The organism is Streptomyces sp. SCA2-17, assembly GCF_044336695.1.
In genome coordinates this window covers 1,064,997-1,081,851 of record NZ_CP117521.1, presented here as the reverse complement: position 1 = coordinate 1,081,851, position 16,855 = coordinate 1,064,997, and the positions used below count along the sequence as shown (strand labels likewise).

Below are 16,855 nucleotides of genomic sequence, written 5' to 3'. Positions count from 1 at the left end.
TCCCGGACACCCCCCACGCCACGTCTAATAGCCGCGCATGCGGCCGTCACGTGGTGCGGGCGGCAGCGCGGGCACGTGCCCGCGCTGCCGCCCGTAGTGCGTGTCCCAGGCGGACTGGTAGCCCGACGGGACGTGGTAGCCCAGCTGGCCCGCGTAGCCCTGCTGCCCGCCGTACTGGCCGTAGCCGAGCTGCGGGTGCGGACCGAAGCCCACGAACCTCAGGTCCTCCTCGCCGGAGCGGTCGAAGGGGAGCGCCCGGAACGAGCGGCGGTACTCGGAGTAGAGCGCATCGTAGATCGGGGTGACCGAGGCGGGATGGCTCTGCGGGGTGGTGTCGCGGGGTGGGCGCATACCGGGGATGTGGTTCGGGTACGGAATCCGCGGGGCAGGCTCGTATGAGTGCACATACGAGCCAACGAGTCCGTGGCCCGGGGGATGCGGGCCCGGCTCGTAATGGCCCGCCGGAGCGCCGCCGGCGGGGTGCACGGGGTGCACGGCGCTCGTCACATACCCGCGAGCGGCATGGACGCGGCGACGAGCCGGCCGGCCGCCGCCGCCCGGTCGAGGGCCTCGCGCAGCAGGTCCTCCCGCGGCTGGGAGCCGATCGTGCCGACCGGCGCCGCGAAGACGAGCACCTGCTTGGTCTTGTTCACCGCCGAGCGCCACTCGGGAGCGACCTGCATCGCCTGGTGGGCCTGCCACCACGCGCTGGGCGCGGCGCCCGGGACGCCGCCCGGCATCAGGATCGCGTGCAGCTGCCCCATGGCGAGCAGTACGGACCAGCCGGGGGTGGGCGGCGGCACCTGCTCCACGGTGGCGACGGGCGCGAAGCCCTGCTCGATCAGGAGCGGCAGGAAGACGTCGACCGGCCCGGACGTGCCGGGGCGGGCGATCGGCCCGAGCGGCTCGACGACGAGCGCCGGGTGCAGGTCACCCTTGATGAGCACCAGGCCGCTGGTGACGCCCAGCTCGGCCTGCACGGGCCCGTCGGGCGCTGCGGGCATCGTGGGCATGGTGGCGGGCGCCGGCAGCTGGGCCCCGGCCTGCCCGCCCTCGCCCTGGATGGAGCGCACGGCGCCCTGGAGCTGTTCCTCGGACACCGCGACGACCTGGGAGGGGATGCAGGCGGCGTGCGCGAAGGCGAGCACGGCCGTCTCCTCGCCGACGAAGAGCACGGTGCTGGTCCGCTCCCGGTCCGTGTCACCCGGGGTGCGGCAGGACGTGCAGTCGTAGCTGCCCGGGGCGGTGTCGCCGCCCAGCAGTCGTTCGGCCTCTTCGTCGCCGATCTCGGCGCGGACGTCGTCACTGACGTCGAGCATGCGCGGCACGGGTGGCTCCTAGATATCGGTGCGTATCACACGGGGGTTCCCGGTTCGTAAGAGCACAACGGGCGATCCGTGGCAGGGGTCACGCGTAACGAGTTGGTGATCAGGGCCAACCTCACGCGCCCCGCCACGGTCTAATCTCTGGGTAGGCGGGCTGGATGGAATGTCCGCGGCACACGGCTGGGGACGAATGCACATCTCATTCCTGATTCACAACGCGTACGGCATCGGCGGGACGATCCGGACCACGTTCAACCTCGCGAGCACCCTCGCCGAGCAGCACGACGTGGAGATCGTCTCCGTCTTCCGCCACCGGGAGGAGCCGGTCTTCTCGCCCGGCGGCAAGGTGCGCCTGCGCCACCTGGTCGACCTGCGCAAGGGCACGCCCGGCTACGAGGGCGACGACCCGGAGTACGAGCGTCCCGCGGCGGTCTTCCCCGCCACCGAGGGCCGCTACAAGCAGTACAGCGCCCTGACCGACCGGCGGATCGCCGAGCACCTGCGCACCCTGGACAGCGACGTGGTCGTGGGCACCCGCCCCGGCCTCAACGTGCACATCGCCCAGCAGGCCCGCCGCGGCCCGGTCCGGGTCGGCCAGGAGCACCTGACGCTGAGCACCCACTCCCAGCCGCTCAAGCTGACGCTGCGCACGCACTACCCGCGGCTGGACGCCGTCACCACCGTGACCGAGGCCGACGCCGCGACGTACCGCAAGCTGATGCGGCTGCCCGGCGTGCGGGTGGAGGCCGTGCCCAACAGCATCCCCGCCCCGGCCGTGGCCCCCGCCGACGGCACCGGCAAGTGGGTGGTCGCCGCCGGCCGCCTCGCCCCCGCCAAGCGCTACGACGTGCTGATCCGCGCCTTCGAGAAGGTCGTGGCCGAGCGGCCCGACTGGAAACTGCGGATCTACGGCGCGGGCGCCGAGCGCGCCAAGCTGCGCGCCCTGATCGACAAGCGCGGCCTCTACAACCACGTCTTCCTCATGGGCCCCGCCAACCCGCTGGACCCCGAGTGGGTCAAGGGCTCCATCGGTGCCGTCACCTCCAGCCTGGAGTCGTTCGGCATGACGATCGTCGAGGCGATGCGCTGCGGCCTGCCGGTGGTCTCCACCGACTGCCCGCACGGCCCCGGCGAGATCATCGACGACGGCGTCGACGGCCTGCTGGTGCCGGTCGGCAAGACCGACAAGATCGCCGCCGGGCTGCTGAAGCTGATCAACGACGACGAGCTGCGGCAGAACATGGGCCGGGCGGCGCTCGCGAGCTCCGCCCGCTTCGACCCGGCCGAGGTCGCCGGCCGCTACGAGCGGCTCTTCGGCGACCTGGTGGCCCGCGGCTCCCTGCGCGGCTCCCTGCACCGCACCCGCGGCGCCCTGCTCAGCAGCGCGTTCAGGACGTCGGACGCGAGCCGCTCCGCCCTGCGCCGGGTGCGTGCCGCATGACCGACGAGGACCGCACACCCCCCGTGCCCGCGAACGCCGCCGGATCCGGCGGTTCCACCACCCCCGAGGAGAGCACCATCGTGTCTGCCCCGGCACCGCCGCGCGCCGACTGCATCGCGGACTCCGCGGGCGGGCTCACCTTCGACCTCGACGCCCCCGGCTCCGGCCCCGACCTCAGCGAGCCGGGCCACTGGACCGCCGCACTGGTCCTGCGCCGCCGCGGCGACGACGAGGCCGAGGAGGTCCGCCTGCCGCTCGCGCCCGACGGCGAGGGACGGCTGCGCGCCGTGCTGCCGAGCACCGTCGCGCTCCCCGAAGGGCGCTGGGACGTCTACGTCGCCTTCGCCGACACCGAGCCCCGCCGCCTCGTGCCGGGCCTGGCCGACCTCAGATCGCTGGTCGACCGCAGACCCGGGCCGAGCACCTCGCCGCTCGCGGTCCGCATCCCGTACGCGACCAAGCACGGCAATCTCTCGCTGCGCAGCTGGCTGCGCGCCCCGCACGCCGAGGCCGGCGACCTGCACCCGGACGCCTCGGGGCTGACCGCCCACGGCCGCCTGCACGGCGTCGCGGACCCGGCCGCCTGGCTCGCGGGCGCCGTCGTGGAGGCCCGCTGCCGCCGCGCGCCCGACCTGGTCGTCACGGCGCCGGTCACCCAGGAGAAGCGGCCGGACGACGCTCCCGCGGAGGAGGGCGGCCAGGACTTCTCCTTCACCCTGGACTACGCCCGGCTCGCCGCGGAGTGGCGGGGCGGCCTGGACGTCTGGGACCTGTGGCTGTGCCCGGCGGACGGCTCGGAGCCCGCCCGCCTCGCCCGCCTCCTCGACGACGTCGTCGACAAGCAGCAGGTCTTCGCCTATCCCGTGCTGCCGGTCGACGCCGATTACGCGCCTGCCCAGGCCGGCCCGTGCTACACCACCGACAACGACCTTTCGGTCCGGATCGAGGAGCGCCCGCCCGTAGCGGGCTGACCCCGGGGCCGCCCGCCCGGCCCCGGGGCACCGCATGCCACGGTCAGAAGCGGTCAGGGCGCGGCCGCCCCGGGCGCTTCCGCCGTCTGCGGGGTGGTCACCCGCGCCACCTCCGGGTGGTGCAGGTCGAAGGCGGGCGACTCGGAGCGGATCCTGGGGAGGGCGACGAAGTTGTGCCGGGGCGGCGGGCAGGACGTCGCCCACTCCAGCGAGCGCCCGTAGCCCCAGGGGTCGTCGACGCCCACGGGCTTGCCGTACTTGGCGGTCTTCCAGATGTTGTAGAAGAACGGCAGGTTGGACAGGCCCAGCAGGAACGCGCCGATCGAGGAGACGGTGTTGAGGGCCGTGAAGCCGTCGGCCGCGAGGTAGTCGGCGTAGCGGCGGGGCATGCCCTGGGCGCCCAGCCAGTGCTGGACCAGGAACGTGAGGTGGAAGCCCAGGAACAGCGTCCAGAAGTGGACCTTCCCCAGCCGCTCCTCCAGCATCCTGCCCGTGAGCTTCGGCCACCAGAAGTAGAAGCCCGCGAACGTCGCGAACACCACCGTCCCGAACACCACGTAGTGGAAGTGCGCGACGACGAAGTACGTGTCCGTCACGTGGAAGTCCAGCGGCGGCGACGCGAGGATCACGCCGGTCAGGCCGCCGAAGAGGAAGCTCACCAGGAAGCCGACGGCCCACAGCATGGGCGCCTCGAAGGACAGCGAGCCGTGCAGCATGGTGCCGATCCAGTTGAAGAACTTCACTCCGGTCGGCACCGCGATGAGGAACGACATGAAGGAGAAGAAGGGCAGCAGCACCGCCCCGGTGGCGAACATGTGGTGCGCCCAGACCACCAGCGACAGGGCCGTGATGGCCATGGTGGCGCCGATGAGCGACAGATAGCCGAAGATCGGCTTCCGGGAGAAGACCGGGATGATCTCGCTGATGATGCCGAAGAACGGCAGCGCGATGATGTAGACCTCGGGATGGCCGAAGAACCAGAAGAGGTGCTGCCACAGCAGCGCCCCGCCGCTCGCCGGGTCGAAGACCAGGGACGAGAACCGCCGGTCCGCCTCCAGCACCAGCAGCGACGCCGCCAGGACGGGGAACGCCAGCAGGATCAGGACCGAGGTGAAGAGCACGTTCCAGGTGAAGACGGGCATCCGGAACATCGTCATCCCGGGGGCGCGCATCCCGATGATGGTGGTCAGGAAGTTCACCGCGCCGAGGATCGTGCCGAAGCCGGAGAGCGCCAGGCCCATGATCCACATGTCGGTGCCGATGCCGGGGGAGCGGGCCATGCTGTTCAGCGGGGCGTAGCCGGTCCAGCCGAAGGTGGCGCCGCCCTGCGGCATCAGCAGGCTGGACACCACGATCAGGCCGCCGAAGAGGTAGAGCCAGTACGCGAACATGTTGAGCCGCGGGAAGGCCACGTCCGGCGAGCCGATCTGCAGCGGCATGATCGCGTTGGCGAAGCCGGCGAAGGCCGGCGTCGCGAAGAGCAGCAGCATGATCGTGCCGTGGGCCGTGAAGGCCTCGTTGAACGACTCGTTGGTCATGAACTGCAACCCCGGCCGGGCCAGCTCGGCGCGCATCAGCATCGCCAGCAGGCCGCCGCCGAGGAAGAAGGCGAACGAGGTGATCAGGTAGAGGTTGCCGATGGTCTTGTGGTCGGTCGTCGTGAGCCAGTCGACGACGAGCCGGCCCGGTCGGCGCTTCCGCACCGGGCCGGTGGTCGCCTGCGCGGTGTCCGTCCCCATCTGCGCTCCCTCGATCGCTCGGTCGTGCACCTCGACGGGCTTGCGGGCTCACGCCATGATGCTCGCCCCGCGCCCGGCGCGCGAGGGTGCCTCCTATTCGGAATTACTTATTCCAGTTACTTACGGGCTACACCATTCCGATGACCGCGAACATGGATCCGCAATATCCGCCGGGTCCCTTGTGTGGTCATTCGAACCATCCTGGCGGGGGTTTTCGGGGAGGGTACGGGAAAGGAGGCGTGTATTTCCCGCCCGCGCTTTGTGAAGACGCCCGGCCCGGTGGCGTAATCCCCGTAGGAGTGAAAGATTCCGGGGTAAACCACACCGGGTTCTCTGTGACAGAAGTGTGACCGCGGGGGGACGGCAGTGCCATGCCCGCGTGCTGCCCGCCCCCGGCCGCTTCCTTCCCGCCCGTCCCGTCCGTCCTTCCCGCTCCGCTTCCGTCCGGCGGCGGGGGCGGCCTACGGTGACGGGCATGGCACCTCTACCGAACCTCCCCGCCGACCCCGACGACGACCTCACCGCCTACGTGGGCCTCGGCACCGCCGCCGCGGCCGAGCGGGCCCGCGCCCGCGGCTGGGCCACCGTGCGCGCCCTCGCGCCGGGCACGATCGTCACCATGGAGTACCAGGCGGGACGGCTGAACTTCGAGGCCGAGAACGGCGTCGTGAAGCGCTGCTGGAAGGGATGACCGGCCGGACGCACGGCGGACGTACGACGGCGGCCCCGGACCTCCGAAGAGATCCGGGGCCGCCGTCGCACTGAGGCAGCGGGGCTACGGGCCGTCAGCCGCCCACCGTCCGGCCGCGGCCCGAGGCCGGGCCCAGCGGGGCGGTGCGCGGCACCCGGTCCGGGTTCGGCGGGCGGCGGCTGCCGGTCGGGGTGACCGGGGTCCGCTCCGAGCGCGCCGTGTGCGGCCGGGCCGGCAGGTACGGCCGGCCCTCTCCGGCGCGGCCGCCCGCCGTACGGCTCCCGACGCCCACCGGCTCGCGGGCCGGCTGCTCGTCGTCCGCGGGGGCGCGCGGGGCGGCCACGGGCACCGGAGCCACCGGGACGGGCACGGCCGCGCCGCGCTCGCGCACCCGGCGCCACAGGGCCAGCAGCCACACCTCGGCACGGGCCATCGGTGCCTCGAACCAGGGCAGGGCCAGCAGCACCAGCAGGCCCGCGGTCCAGCCGAGGGTCACGTCGCTCATCCAGTGCGTACCGAGGTAGACCGTCGTCATGCCGACGCCCAGCGCGAGCAGCGCGGCGATCACCGAGGCCACCCGGCGGGTGCGCGGCGTGGTGGCCAGATAGGCCAGGACGCCCCAGGTCACCACGGCGTTGGCGGTGTGCCCGGAGGGAAATATGTCGCCGCCCGCGAACATCTCGTTCGAGCCGATCGAGGTGGCGTAGTGCGGGCCGAGCCGGCCCATGCCGATCTTCGCCGCGCCCACGGTCGCGTTGAGCAGCAGCAGGGACGTGCCGAGGACCAGCAGCGGGCGCAGCGTCCCCTGCCGGTAGGTGCGCCAGCCCAGCCAGGCGGCCACCGCGACGGCGGTCGGGCCGCGCTGGCCCAGGACCACGAAGTAGTCGAGGAAGGTGTGGATCTCCGGCCACTGCTTGTACGGCCGGAAGAGCATGACCTGCCAGTCGAACCGCACCGGCCAGGACGTGGTGAGCACGCCGACCACGATCGCCAGGTACACCACGGAGGTGGCCACGAAGATCCCGAGGCGGGTCCGGGTCATCCGCGGCCGCACGGGCTCGGTCGGGCGCTCCTCCGCTTGGACGAGCTCGTCGTTGGTACGCACTCAATCGACGTTACATTGAGTGACAGGAAGCTTCGGCCGATCGGGCCTGTTCGTGATGACGATGTGATGTGGAATGCGTCTCAGCCATGACATGCGCCACATTCGATTCCCCGGGACGACCGTCGCACCGGAAATTCCGGAGCCTCTCCGGCCGTCCGCCGGGGCCGTTTTGCCGGGTATTCCGAGCCGTCGTTTATCGGGGATTGGCCCGGGCGTTCCACGGCGTTTTCCCCGGGCCCGGGAGACCGTACGGAAGATCACCGGGAAAACGATCAGAGGGCCGCGGGGGCGGTGCACGATCGTGGGGGAGCGGAGATCACGGGGGGCCGGAGCCGTTCAGCCAGAACGCCCCGTACACCGCCGAGACCAGCACCACCGTGCTCACCGTCAGTACCGCCCGCACCGGCCGGGCCCGCGCGGCGGCCACCGCGAGCGGCAGCAGCAGCGGGAACGCCGGCATCATCAGGCGCGGCTTCGAGCCGAAGTACCCCTTCGCCGTCAGGGCCAGCAGCAGCACGGCCCCCGCGTAACCGAGCAGCGGCAGCGGCTGGCGCTGCCGCACGCACGCCGCGTACAGCCACAGCACCAGACCCACGCCCACCAGCAGCCCCAGACCCGCGGCGAACGCCGGGCCGAAGAGCCGCTGTGCGATGAAGGAACCGAAGGCCAGCCCGCCGTCGAAGCCGTTGCCCCAGCCGCCCTGCACGTCCAGATAGCCCGTCGGGCTGCCCGTGCGCACGCCCACCCACGCGAAGTAGGCGAGCCAGCCGAGCGGCGCGAGCACCGCGCCCAGCAGCATCCGGGGCAGCGCCGGACGCGCACCCCTTTCCCCCTGCCGCAGCGCCACCAGCACCCCGAGCCACACGGCGAGCACCACCGCCGCACCCACCGGGCGCGTCAGCCCGGCCAGCGCCGCGAGCGAGCCCGCCCACACCCAGCGGCCCGTCAGCACCGCGTACAGGCTCCACGCCGCCAGCGCCGTGAACAGCGACTCCGAGTACGCCATCGACTGCACGATCCCGACCGGCAGCGCCGCCCACAGCGCCACCAGGGCCACGCCCGCCCGGCGCCCGTACAGCCGCTCCCCGATCAGGAAGACCGCCCAGGCGGCCGGCAGCGACGACACCGCGCTGACCACCAGGCCCGCGTCGCCCGCGGACAGCGGGAAGACCGCCGACAGGCCCCGCTCCAGCCAGGGCAGCAGCGGGAAGAACGCCAGGTCCGCATGGACCTTGCCGCCCGGCAGGTGGAGCGTGTAGCCGTAGCCGTCCTCGGCGATGCGCGCGTACCAGAGCGAGTCCCAGCGCGCCGAGAGCAGCTGGTGCGGGCTCTTGCCCGTGCAGTAACCCCACACCGCGAGGACCGCGATCCCCAGCGCCCGCACCCCCGCGTAGACCAGCAGGGCGGGCAGCGCACGGCGCAGCGCGCCGCGCGCCCGGAGGACGGCCCGGGGCAGGGGAGCCCCGGCGCCCGTACCGGCGGGAGAAACAAGATCAGTCACCGATCAATTGTCCAGCATGCGCGGAGCGCCTCCACGATGGGCCCGGACGGTGACGGAGCACACGGATCCGTGCCCGGGACTCGCGTACTCTGTCGAGTCACTCGCCGACGACGCCGCACGGTCCGCAGTCCCCAGGGCCGGCGGGCGGCCGCGAGCGCACGACACGGAGGTGTGAATGTCCGGGACGACCACGGCCGGCCCGCCGCGGGCTGACGGCGTCCCCCGGCAGCGGTACCGGCGCGGACAGCGGCAGCGGCCGCCGTACGGGCCTTCCGCCTGCGCCGGGGTGAGCCGCTGGACCGTCCTCGTCGTCCTCTGCGTCAGCCTGCTCCTCGTCGCCGTCGACGCGACCGTCCTGCACGTCGCCGTCCCGGCCGTCACCGAGGACCTGCGGCCCGGCGCGATCCAGCTCCTGTGGATCGTCGACGTCTACCCGCTCGTGTGCGCCTCGCTGCTCATCCTCTTCGGCACCCTCGGTGACCGCGTCGGCCGCCGCCGAGTGCTCCTGCTCGGCTACGGGCTCTTCGGCGCGGCCTCCGCGCTCGCGGCCTTCGCCCCCACCCCGGAAGTGCTCATCGGGGCCCGCGCGCTGCTCGGCGCCGGCGGCGCGATGATCATGCCGGCGACGCTGTCCATCCTCCGCCAGGTCTTCCCCGACCGGCGCGAGCGGGCCGTCGCCGTCGGCGTGTGGAGCGCGGTCGCCGCGGTGGGCGCGGCGGTCGGGCCCCTGCTCGGCGGCTTCCTGCTCGAACACTTCTGGTGGGGATCGGTCTTCCTCATCAACATCCCGCTGATGGCCGCCGCCCTGCCGGTCGGGCGGTGGCTGCTGCCCGAGTCGACCGGGCCGCGCGACGGGCCGTGGGACGTGACCGGTGCGCTGATGGCGGCGTTCGGGCTGTTCGGGCTCGTCCTCGGCGTGAAGCGGGCCGGCACGGGCGACGCGCTCTCGCTCGGCACGGTCGTCCCCGGCGCGGTCGGGGCGGCCCTGCTCGTCCTCTTCGTGCGCCGGCAGCGGCGGCGGGCCCACCCGCTCGTCGACCTGCGGATGTTCTCCCGGCCCGCCTTCGGGACGTCCGTCGGGTGCATCGTGCTCGCCATGCTCGCGCTCGTCGGGCTGGAGCTGATCGCCGCGCAGTACCTCCAGCTCGTCCTCGGGCTCACCCCGCTGGAGACCGGCCTGCGGCTGCTGCCGCTCACGCTCGCCGCGATGGCCGCGGGGCTCGTCGGCTCCCGGCTGCTGCAACGGCTCGGCCCGCGCACGATGGTCGCCCTCGGGTTCGTGCTGACCGCCGCGGCGGTCGCCTCGCTGACCGCGATGGGCCTCCACGACCGGCCCGGCGTGCTCGTCGGCTGCTTCGTCCTGCTCGGTTTCGGCCTGGAGACCACGCTCTTCGGCGCGTACGAGTCGATGCTCAGCGAGGCGCCCGTGGAGTCCGCGGGCGGCGCCGCGGCGATCGGCGAGACCTCGTACCAGCTGGGTGCGGGCATCGGCATCGCCCTGCTGGGCAGCGTCATGAACGCCGCCTACGCGCCGGGCGTCGCCTCCGTCCCCGGCGTCCCGAGCGCGGCCGGCGCCTCCGCGAGCCACTCCCTCGGCGAGGCGTACGACGTCGCCTCCCGGCTGGGGGGACCGGCGGGGTCCGCGTTGCGGGTCGCGGCGCGGGACGCCTTCGTGCACGGCCTGCACGTGACGCTGGCGCTGAGCGCGTGTCTGCTGCTGGCGGGGGCGGTCGCGGCGCTGCGCCTGCCGCGGGCGATGGATTGCGGGGTGCCTGCGGCGGTTCCGGAGCGCCTGGAACTCGAGGCGGGCTCGGCACCGCCGGTGACGTAGCGGTCGGCTGAGCGCCGTCGCGGCGGGGGAGGGGCCCCGGGCCCGCCCCTTCCCGAAACCCCTGCGGGGGGCTGGGGGCTTGCCCCACCCCCGCCCCGCTCTGGACTCGGCCGGTTACCCGGCCGTAGCGTGCTGGCGAAGCGATCACTCATTCGCCCGCACCCCGCCGGAGGCACCCGTGTTCGACCCGCATGACCCCCTCGGCATCGACGACCTCCTCACCGACGAGGACCGCGCCGTCCGGGACACCGTCAGGCAGTGGGCCGCCGACCGCGTCCTCCCGCACATCGCGCAGTGGTACGAGGCCGGCGAACTCCCCGTCGTCCGCGAGCTCGCGCGCGAGCTCGGCGCGATCGGCGCCCTCGGCATGCAGCTCGACGGCTACGGCTGCGCGGGCGCGAGCGCCGTGCAGTACGGCCTGGCCTGCCTGGAGCTGGAGGCCGCCGACTCCGGCATCCGCTCCCTGGTCTCCGTGCAGGGCTCCCTCGCGATGTACGCGATCCACCGCTTCGGCTCCGAGGAGCAGAAGCGGCAGTGGCTGCCGTCGATGGCCGCGGGCGAGACGATCGGCTGCTTCGGCCTGACCGAGCCCGACCACGGCTCGGACCCCGCCGGCATGCGCACGTACGCCAAGCGCGACGCCGGCGGCGACTGGGTGCTGACCGGCCGCAAGATGTGGATCACCAACGGCTCGGTCGCCGGCGTCGCCGTGGTCTGGGCGCAGACCGACGGCGGCATCAGGGGCTTCGTCGTGCCCACCGACCTCCCCGGCCTGTCCGCGCCGGAGATCCGGCACAAGTGGTCGCTGCGCGCCTCCGTCACCAGCGAGCTGGTCCTGGACGAGGTGCGGCTGCCCGCGGACGCGGTGCTGCCGGAGGTCACCGGCCTGCGCGGCCCGCTGAGCTGCCTGAGCCACGCGCGCTACGGCATCGTCTGGGGCTCGATGGGCGCGGCCCGCACGAGCTTCGAGACCGCGCTCGACTACGCGCGCACGCGCGAGCAGTTCGGCAAGCCCATCGGCGCCTTCCAGCTCACCCAGGCCAAGCTGGCCGACATGGCGGTGGAGCTGCACAAGGGGATCCTGCTGGCCCACCACCTGGGACGGCGGATGGACGCGGGGACGCTGCGGCCGGAACAGGTGAGCTTCGGCAAGCTCAACAACGTGCGGGAAGCGATCGAGATCTGCCGGACGGCGCGGACCGTCCTCGGTGCGAACGGGATCTCGCTGGAGTATCCGGTGATGCGGCACGCCACGAACCTGGAGTCCGTGCTGACGTACGAGGGGACGGTGGAGATGCACCAGCTGGTGCTGGGCAAGGCGCTCACCGGTCTCGACGCGTTCCGGTAGGCCTTGGGTGTATTACGCCCGTTATGGCCGCTTAAGTTCTTAAGGCCTTAAACCCTTAGGTCCTGACCTGAGGTGCGCGGCTCCTCGCCGCGCACCTCAGCTCTGGTTGTAGAAGCCGCCGTTCGCCCGCCCCACCGGCTCCCCGCTCACCACCTTGTAGTCGGCGGGGGTCAGCAGGAAGACCCGGTTGGCCACGCGCTCGATGGAGCCGCGCAGCCCGAACGTCAGCCCGGCCGCGAAGTCCACGACGCGCTTGGCGTCGTTGGGCTCCATGCCCGTGAGGTTGACGATCACGGGCACGCCCTCGCGGAAGAGCTCGCCGATGCCCCGGGCGTCGCGGAAGCCGTCCGGGGTGACGGTGGCGATGCGCGTGCCCTGCTCCTGCGCGGCCTCGTCCGCCACGCGCACCTTGGGGTTGGTGACCCAGGCGTCGCCGGGCTCGGGTCCCTCGGCGTAGTCGTCGTCGTAGTAGCGCTCGTCATCGCTGTCGTCGACGAGGCCGAGCCAGGCACTCGCCTTGCGCACCGATCCCATGAACGCCTCCTCTCACACGCGGTGTGTTCCGTCCGCATCCCTATCGTCGTCCATGATGCGGATGGTGTGCCAAGTGGATGGCCGCCGGACGAGCATTTCGTGACGCATCTGGTGCAAACCGGTTGGCGGTGCGTCAGAAACCCCGTAGGCCCCTTCTTGCGCCCTGGACCTGGGCATATGCGGTTACGGCGGGCGATTCGGGGGCGTGGTGCGGGCCCCGGTCGGGTCGGGTGGTCAGGTGATTAGGATGCCCGGGTCCATTCACACCACACACGGGGGCTGGGTTTTGTTCGGGATCATAAGGCCATGCCGGCACCGGTTGTCAGAGGCCATGCGCACGGAATGGATGGCGCATCTGTGCGGACTGTGCCTCGCGCTGCGCGGCGACCACGGTCAGTTCGCACGCGCGGCCACCAACTACGACGGTCTGGTCATCTCGGTGCTGGTGGAGGCCCAGTCGCCGGCGGACGAGGGCGCCAACTCCTGGCGGCGCACGGCGGGCCCGTGCCCGCTGCGCGGCATGCGCACCGCTTCCGTGGCCAAGGGCGAGGGCGCGCGGCTGGCCGCCTCGGTCTCGCTGGTGCTGGCCTCGGCGAAGATGCGCGACCATGTTGCCGACGGCGACGGCGTGTTGGCGCGCCGCCCGGTCGCCGCGGCGGCGCGCCGGGTGGCCGCGAAGTGGGACCGGGCGGGTGCCCGTACGGGAGCCGACCTCGGGTTCGACACCGCGGTGCTGGTCGACGCGGTCGAACGGCAGGCCGGCATCGAGGCGCTGGCCGGTGCGGGGACGTCGCTGCTGACGGTGACCGAGCCCACCGAGACGGCCACTGCCGCGGCCTTCGGTTACACCGCCGTCCTCGCCGGACGGCCCGCCAACAAGGCGCCCTTGGAGGAGGCGGGCCGGCTCTTCGGACGGCTGGCTCACCTGCTGGACGCCGTCGAGGACCTGGCGGAGGACGCGGAGAGCGGCGCGTGGAACCCCGTGGCCGCGACGGGCACCGGGCTCGCCGAGGTGCGCAGGCTGTGCGACGACGCGGTGCACGGCGTCCGCCTGGCGCTGCGCGAGGTCGACTTCGCGAGCAAGAGCCAGAGCCGGCTGGCGCACGTGCTCCTCGCGCACGAGCTGGAGCGCGCCGTCGACCGGGCGTTCGGCACGGCGGGCTGCGGGCACGGCGGGCATGCGCATGCCGGAGCGGCCGGGCACGCCGCTGCCGCAGGACATCAGGACGGTTCGCCGCAGGGCGCGTTCGGGCCGCCGCCCGTCATGCCGCCGGACCGGATGCCGCCGGGGCAGGGGGCGCCTCCCGGCGCGCCGCCCGAGCCGCCGCGGCGCGGGCGGCGGCGCGGGCTCATCGCCGGCTGTGCGGTGTGGGCCACGCTTTTCTGCACGTGCCAGGTCTGCTGCCGGGACCCGTACTTCGACCCGTGGGACGGGCAGCAGCGGGAAGGCTGGTGCCACAAGTGTGACTGCGGCGACTGCGATTGCAGCAACTGTGGCGATTGCTGCGACTGCTGTAACTGTTGCGAGAACTGTGATTGCTGCGACTGTGGTTGCGACTGCGGCTGTTGAGTGAGCGCTGTGCGACGTACGAGGTGCTGCGAGGGGAGGGGTGCGCGGCGCTGGAGTGCCGCTGATGTGAAGGCGTGAAGGGGTACGCGGGGCTGATGGCCGTAGGGGAGATCAGCCCCGGCCCGGAAGGGGCGCGTGGAAGCCGGGACACGACGCGGACCACACCCGACCGAAGTCGATGTGGTGCCGGGTGACGAGCCGTTGCCCTGAGTGCATGGGCCAAGTGGAACAGCCATCCGTATCCCCGTCAACTGTCCTGAGACGACTTGTCCATCATGTGGACCTGTCAGTGGACAAGCTTGACAGTTGGCCAAGGCACCGGAATAGCCTCGGAGTTCGGCCGTGCTGAGGGGCGCGGCCGGATGCGCCGCGCCCTGAAGCGGTCGCCGCATCCAAGGTGTTCGATGTGTCCGACGTGAAGGCACCACCCGTGTTCGATCCCGTATCCACGGAGCCTTTCGCGTGACCGGCGGCGTCCCGCCACCTCTCTTCTTTTCTCTCCCCTCCCTCCTTTCTCTCCCCTCGCACCGGGCCCCAGCGCCACCATGGCCCCCACACCCCCAGGGAAGCCCATGCCCGCACCCATCCGGCCGTTGCACCTGGCCGTGAGCATCGACCGCCCCGGCGTCCGGGACGCCGGGCCCTACGTCCGCGCCGCGCGCCTCGCCGAACGCGGCAGGCTGGACTTCGTCACCCTCGGCGACACCCTCGGCCCGCCCCGGCGCGGCGAGAGCCGCCTCGACGCCCTCGCCGTCCTCGCCCGCGTCGCCCCCGCCACCCGGCGGATCGGCCTCGTGCCCACCGTCACCACCACCCACACCGAGCCGTTCCACGTCGCCGACGCCGTCTCCACCCTCGACCAGGTGAGCAACGGCCGCGCCGGGTGGACCGCCGAGGTGTCCGCCACCGAGGCCGAGGCCCGCCACTTCGGCCGCCGCGCCCCGGCGCCCGCCGACGCCCTGTGGCGCGAGGCCGCCGCGGTCGCCGACGTCGCCGCCCGGCGCTGGGACAGCTGGGAACCCCGGCCCCCGCAGGGCCGGCCGGTGACCGCTGTCGACGCCACCCGCCTGCCGCCGCGCGAGGCCGCCGCCCGCCACGCCGACGTCGTCTACCTCCGCACCGGCCCCACGCCCGCGCCCGGCGCGGTCCGCGCCGCCCGCGACGACCTGCACGCCCGGCTGCGCGCGCTGGGCCGCGACCCCGGCCGCGTCGTCTTCCTCGCCTCGCTGCCCGTGGCGCTGTACGCGGCCGCCGACGCCGTCGCCCTCGCCGACCTGGCCGGCTCCTGGTGGGCGGACGGCGTCGTCGACGGCTTCCACTTCCGGCCCCGGGACCCCGACCGGGACCTCGCGCTGCTGGTCGACGGGACCGTGCCCGTCCTCCAGCACCGGGGCCTGCTCCGCTCCTTCTATCCCGGCGGCACGCTCCGCGAGCACCTGTGCCTGCCGCGCCCCGCCAACCGCTATGCCGCCGCAGCCACGGTAGGGAGGACCGCATGACCACCGGCAGGGCGCGGCAGCGCAAGCAGATGCACCTCGCTGTGCACTTCCCCGGTGCCGACGACGCCACCGTGTGGGCGGACCCCCGGGCCGGCAGCCGGACCGGCTTCGCGTCCTTCCGGCACCTCGCCGCCACCGCCGAACGCGGCCTCTTCGACTTCTTCCTCCTTTCCGAAGGGCCGCGGCTGCGCGAGCACAAGGGCCGGATCCACGACCTGGATGCCGTCGGCCGCCCCGAGCCGGTCACCGCGCTCAGTGCCCTGGCCGCCGTCACCGAACGGATAGGCCTGGCCGCGGCCGTCGGCACCACGTTCCACGAGCCGTACGAACTGGCCCGCCGGCTGGCCTCCCTGGACCACCTCAGCGGCGGGCGGGCCGCCTGGAACGTGATCAGCTCCTCCGATGACGCTTGCACCGGCTTCATCGGCGCGAACTTCCGGCGCGGCGGCGGCCTCGACCGGTCGGACTGCCACGCCCGGGCCGCCGAATTCGTCGCCACCGCGCGTGACCTGTGGGGCTCGTGGACGCCCGGGGGAGTGCCGCGGCCCTTCGCCCACCACGGGCGCCACTTCTCGGTCTCCGGCACGTTCGACGTGGCCCGCAGCCCGCAAGGGCACCCGGTCGTCATACAGGCCGGGGGCTCCGGTGAGGAACGGGAGTCCGCGGCCTCCGCCGCCGACGTGATCCTCGCCGGTCACGGGTCGCTTGAGGCCGGGCAGGCCTTCTGTGCCGACGTCAGAGGGCGGCTCGCCGCGTACGGGCGGCGGCCCGAAGAGCTGAAGGTCATGCAGGGCGGCGTGACGTTCGTCCTCGGGGACACCGGCGCCGAGGCGCAGGAGAACGCCGCCGAGATCCGTAAGCAGCAGGTCTCGCCGCAGAAGGCGCTGTTCGCCGTGGAGCGGGTGTGGGGCCGGGACCTGTCCGGCTACGACCCCGACGGGCCGCTGCCCGCCGTCGACCCGGACCCCGCCGTCGCCGGCTCCCTCGCCGTCGCCGCGCGGTGGCGGGCCGTTGCCGAGGCCAAGGGTCTGTCCCTCCGGCAGACGGTGATCGAGGTGACCGGGCGGCAGTCCTTCATCGGGACCCCCGCCTCGGTCGCCGCACAGCTGGACGAGTACGTCACCGCCGGGGCCGCCGACGGCTTCGTCCTCGTCCCGCACCTCGTTCCGGGCGGGCTGGACGACTTCGCCGACCGCGTCGTGCCGCTGTTGCAGGAGCGTGGCGCGTTCCGTACGGAATACACGGGCGCGACGCTCCGCGAGCACCTCGGGTTGCCGGTGCCCGTATGGAAAGGTTGACG

The 16,855-nt window shown here is 73.1% G+C and carries 14 protein-coding genes; 8 read left to right on the top strand and 6 right to left on the bottom strand.

The annotated features are described in order from the left end of the window. Positions 1–24: 24 nt before the first annotated feature. Together PS271_RS04780 and PS271_RS04775 are read right to left on the bottom strand one after the other, a co-directional pair. A complete protein-coding gene (locus tag PS271_RS04780) occupies positions 25–351 on the bottom strand; it encodes a hypothetical protein (RefSeq protein ID WP_398380362.1) in 327 nt (108 codons plus the stop codon). 152 nt (positions 352–503) lie between these two features. Continuing rightward, the gene (locus tag PS271_RS04775; RefSeq protein ID WP_398380360.1) at positions 504–1,328 is read right to left on the bottom strand and encodes a DUF8842 C-terminal domain-containing protein; all 825 of its coding nucleotides are present in this window, start codon (positions 1,326–1,328) and stop codon (positions 504–506) included. 187 nt (positions 1,329–1,515) lie between these two features. On the opposite strand from PS271_RS04775, the gene PS271_RS04770 reads away from it, so the two are divergent. Together PS271_RS04770 and PS271_RS04765 are read left to right on the top strand one after the other, a co-directional pair. Then, positions 1,516–2,766, top strand: coding sequence for a glycosyltransferase family 4 protein (locus tag PS271_RS04770; RefSeq protein ID WP_398380358.1), 1,251 nt, complete (start codon positions 1,516–1,518; stop codon positions 2,764–2,766). Then, positions 2,763–3,737, top strand: a complete 975-nt coding sequence (locus PS271_RS04765) for a hypothetical protein (RefSeq protein ID WP_398380357.1) — start codon at positions 2,763–2,765, stop codon at positions 3,735–3,737. The genes PS271_RS04770 and PS271_RS04765 overlap by 4 nt, the downstream gene beginning before the upstream one ends. A gap of 53 nt (positions 3,738–3,790) precedes the next feature. Here the strand turns inward: PS271_RS04765 and ctaD are convergent, their stop codons facing one another. Next, positions 3,791–5,476, bottom strand: a complete 1,686-nt coding sequence (gene ctaD, locus PS271_RS04760; protein WP_398380356.1) for an aa3-type cytochrome oxidase subunit I — start codon at positions 5,474–5,476, stop codon at positions 3,791–3,793. 475 nt (positions 5,477–5,951) lie between these two features. On the opposite strand from ctaD, the gene PS271_RS04755 reads away from it, so the two are divergent. Further along, the gene (locus PS271_RS04755; protein ID WP_398380355.1) at positions 5,952–6,167 is read left to right on the top strand and encodes an I78 family peptidase inhibitor; all 216 of its coding nucleotides are present in this window, start codon (positions 5,952–5,954) and stop codon (positions 6,165–6,167) included. A 94-nt stretch (positions 6,168–6,261) separates the two neighbouring features. On the opposite strand, the gene PS271_RS04750 is transcribed toward PS271_RS04755, so the two are convergent. Together PS271_RS04750 and PS271_RS04745 are read right to left on the bottom strand one after the other, a co-directional pair. After that, complete coding sequence (locus PS271_RS04750) at positions 6,262–7,272, bottom strand: phosphatase PAP2 family protein (RefSeq protein WP_398380354.1); 1,011 nt, start codon at positions 7,270–7,272, stop codon at positions 6,262–6,264. 316 nt (positions 7,273–7,588) lie between these two features. Beyond that, positions 7,589–8,773: a glycosyltransferase family 39 protein gene (locus tag PS271_RS04745; RefSeq protein ID WP_398380352.1), complete on the bottom strand. Its 1,185-nt coding sequence runs from the start codon at positions 8,771–8,773 to the stop codon at positions 7,589–7,591. A gap of 175 nt (positions 8,774–8,948) precedes the next feature. Between PS271_RS04745 and PS271_RS04740 the strand changes: the two genes are divergently transcribed. Both PS271_RS04740 and PS271_RS04735 read left to right on the top strand, forming a co-directional pair. Next, positions 8,949–10,604, top strand: a complete 1,656-nt coding sequence (locus PS271_RS04740; protein WP_398380350.1) for an MFS transporter — start codon at positions 8,949–8,951, stop codon at positions 10,602–10,604. 178 nt (positions 10,605–10,782) lie between these two features. After that, entirely contained in the window at positions 10,783–11,952 is a 1,170-nt protein-coding gene (locus tag PS271_RS04735) for an acyl-CoA dehydrogenase family protein (protein WP_398380349.1), read from the top strand. 96 nt (positions 11,953–12,048) lie between these two features. Here PS271_RS04735 and PS271_RS04730 read toward each other — a convergent pair whose 3' ends face one another. Further along, positions 12,049–12,486: a cell division protein SepF gene (locus PS271_RS04730; protein ID WP_030369536.1), complete on the bottom strand. Its 438-nt coding sequence runs from the start codon at positions 12,484–12,486 to the stop codon at positions 12,049–12,051. 286 nt (positions 12,487–12,772) lie between these two features. Between PS271_RS04730 and PS271_RS04725 the strand changes: the two genes are divergently transcribed. From PS271_RS04725 to PS271_RS04715, 3 genes are all read left to right on the top strand, one after another. Continuing rightward, positions 12,773–14,056, top strand: a complete 1,284-nt coding sequence (locus PS271_RS04725) for a DUF5685 family protein (protein WP_398380347.1) — start codon at positions 12,773–12,775, stop codon at positions 14,054–14,056. Positions 14,057–14,628: 572 nt separating this feature from the next. Further along, positions 14,629–15,555: an LLM class flavin-dependent oxidoreductase gene (locus PS271_RS04720; protein ID WP_398380345.1), complete on the top strand. Its 927-nt coding sequence runs from the start codon at positions 14,629–14,631 to the stop codon at positions 15,553–15,555. Continuing rightward, positions 15,552–16,853 carry an NtaA/DmoA family FMN-dependent monooxygenase gene (locus tag PS271_RS04715; RefSeq protein WP_398380343.1) on the top strand — a complete coding sequence of 434 codons (1,302 nt, stop codon included), beginning with the start codon at positions 15,552–15,554 and terminating at the stop codon, positions 16,851–16,853. The genes PS271_RS04720 and PS271_RS04715 overlap by 4 nt, the downstream gene beginning before the upstream one ends. The last annotated feature ends 2 nt before the right edge of the window (positions 16,854–16,855 follow it).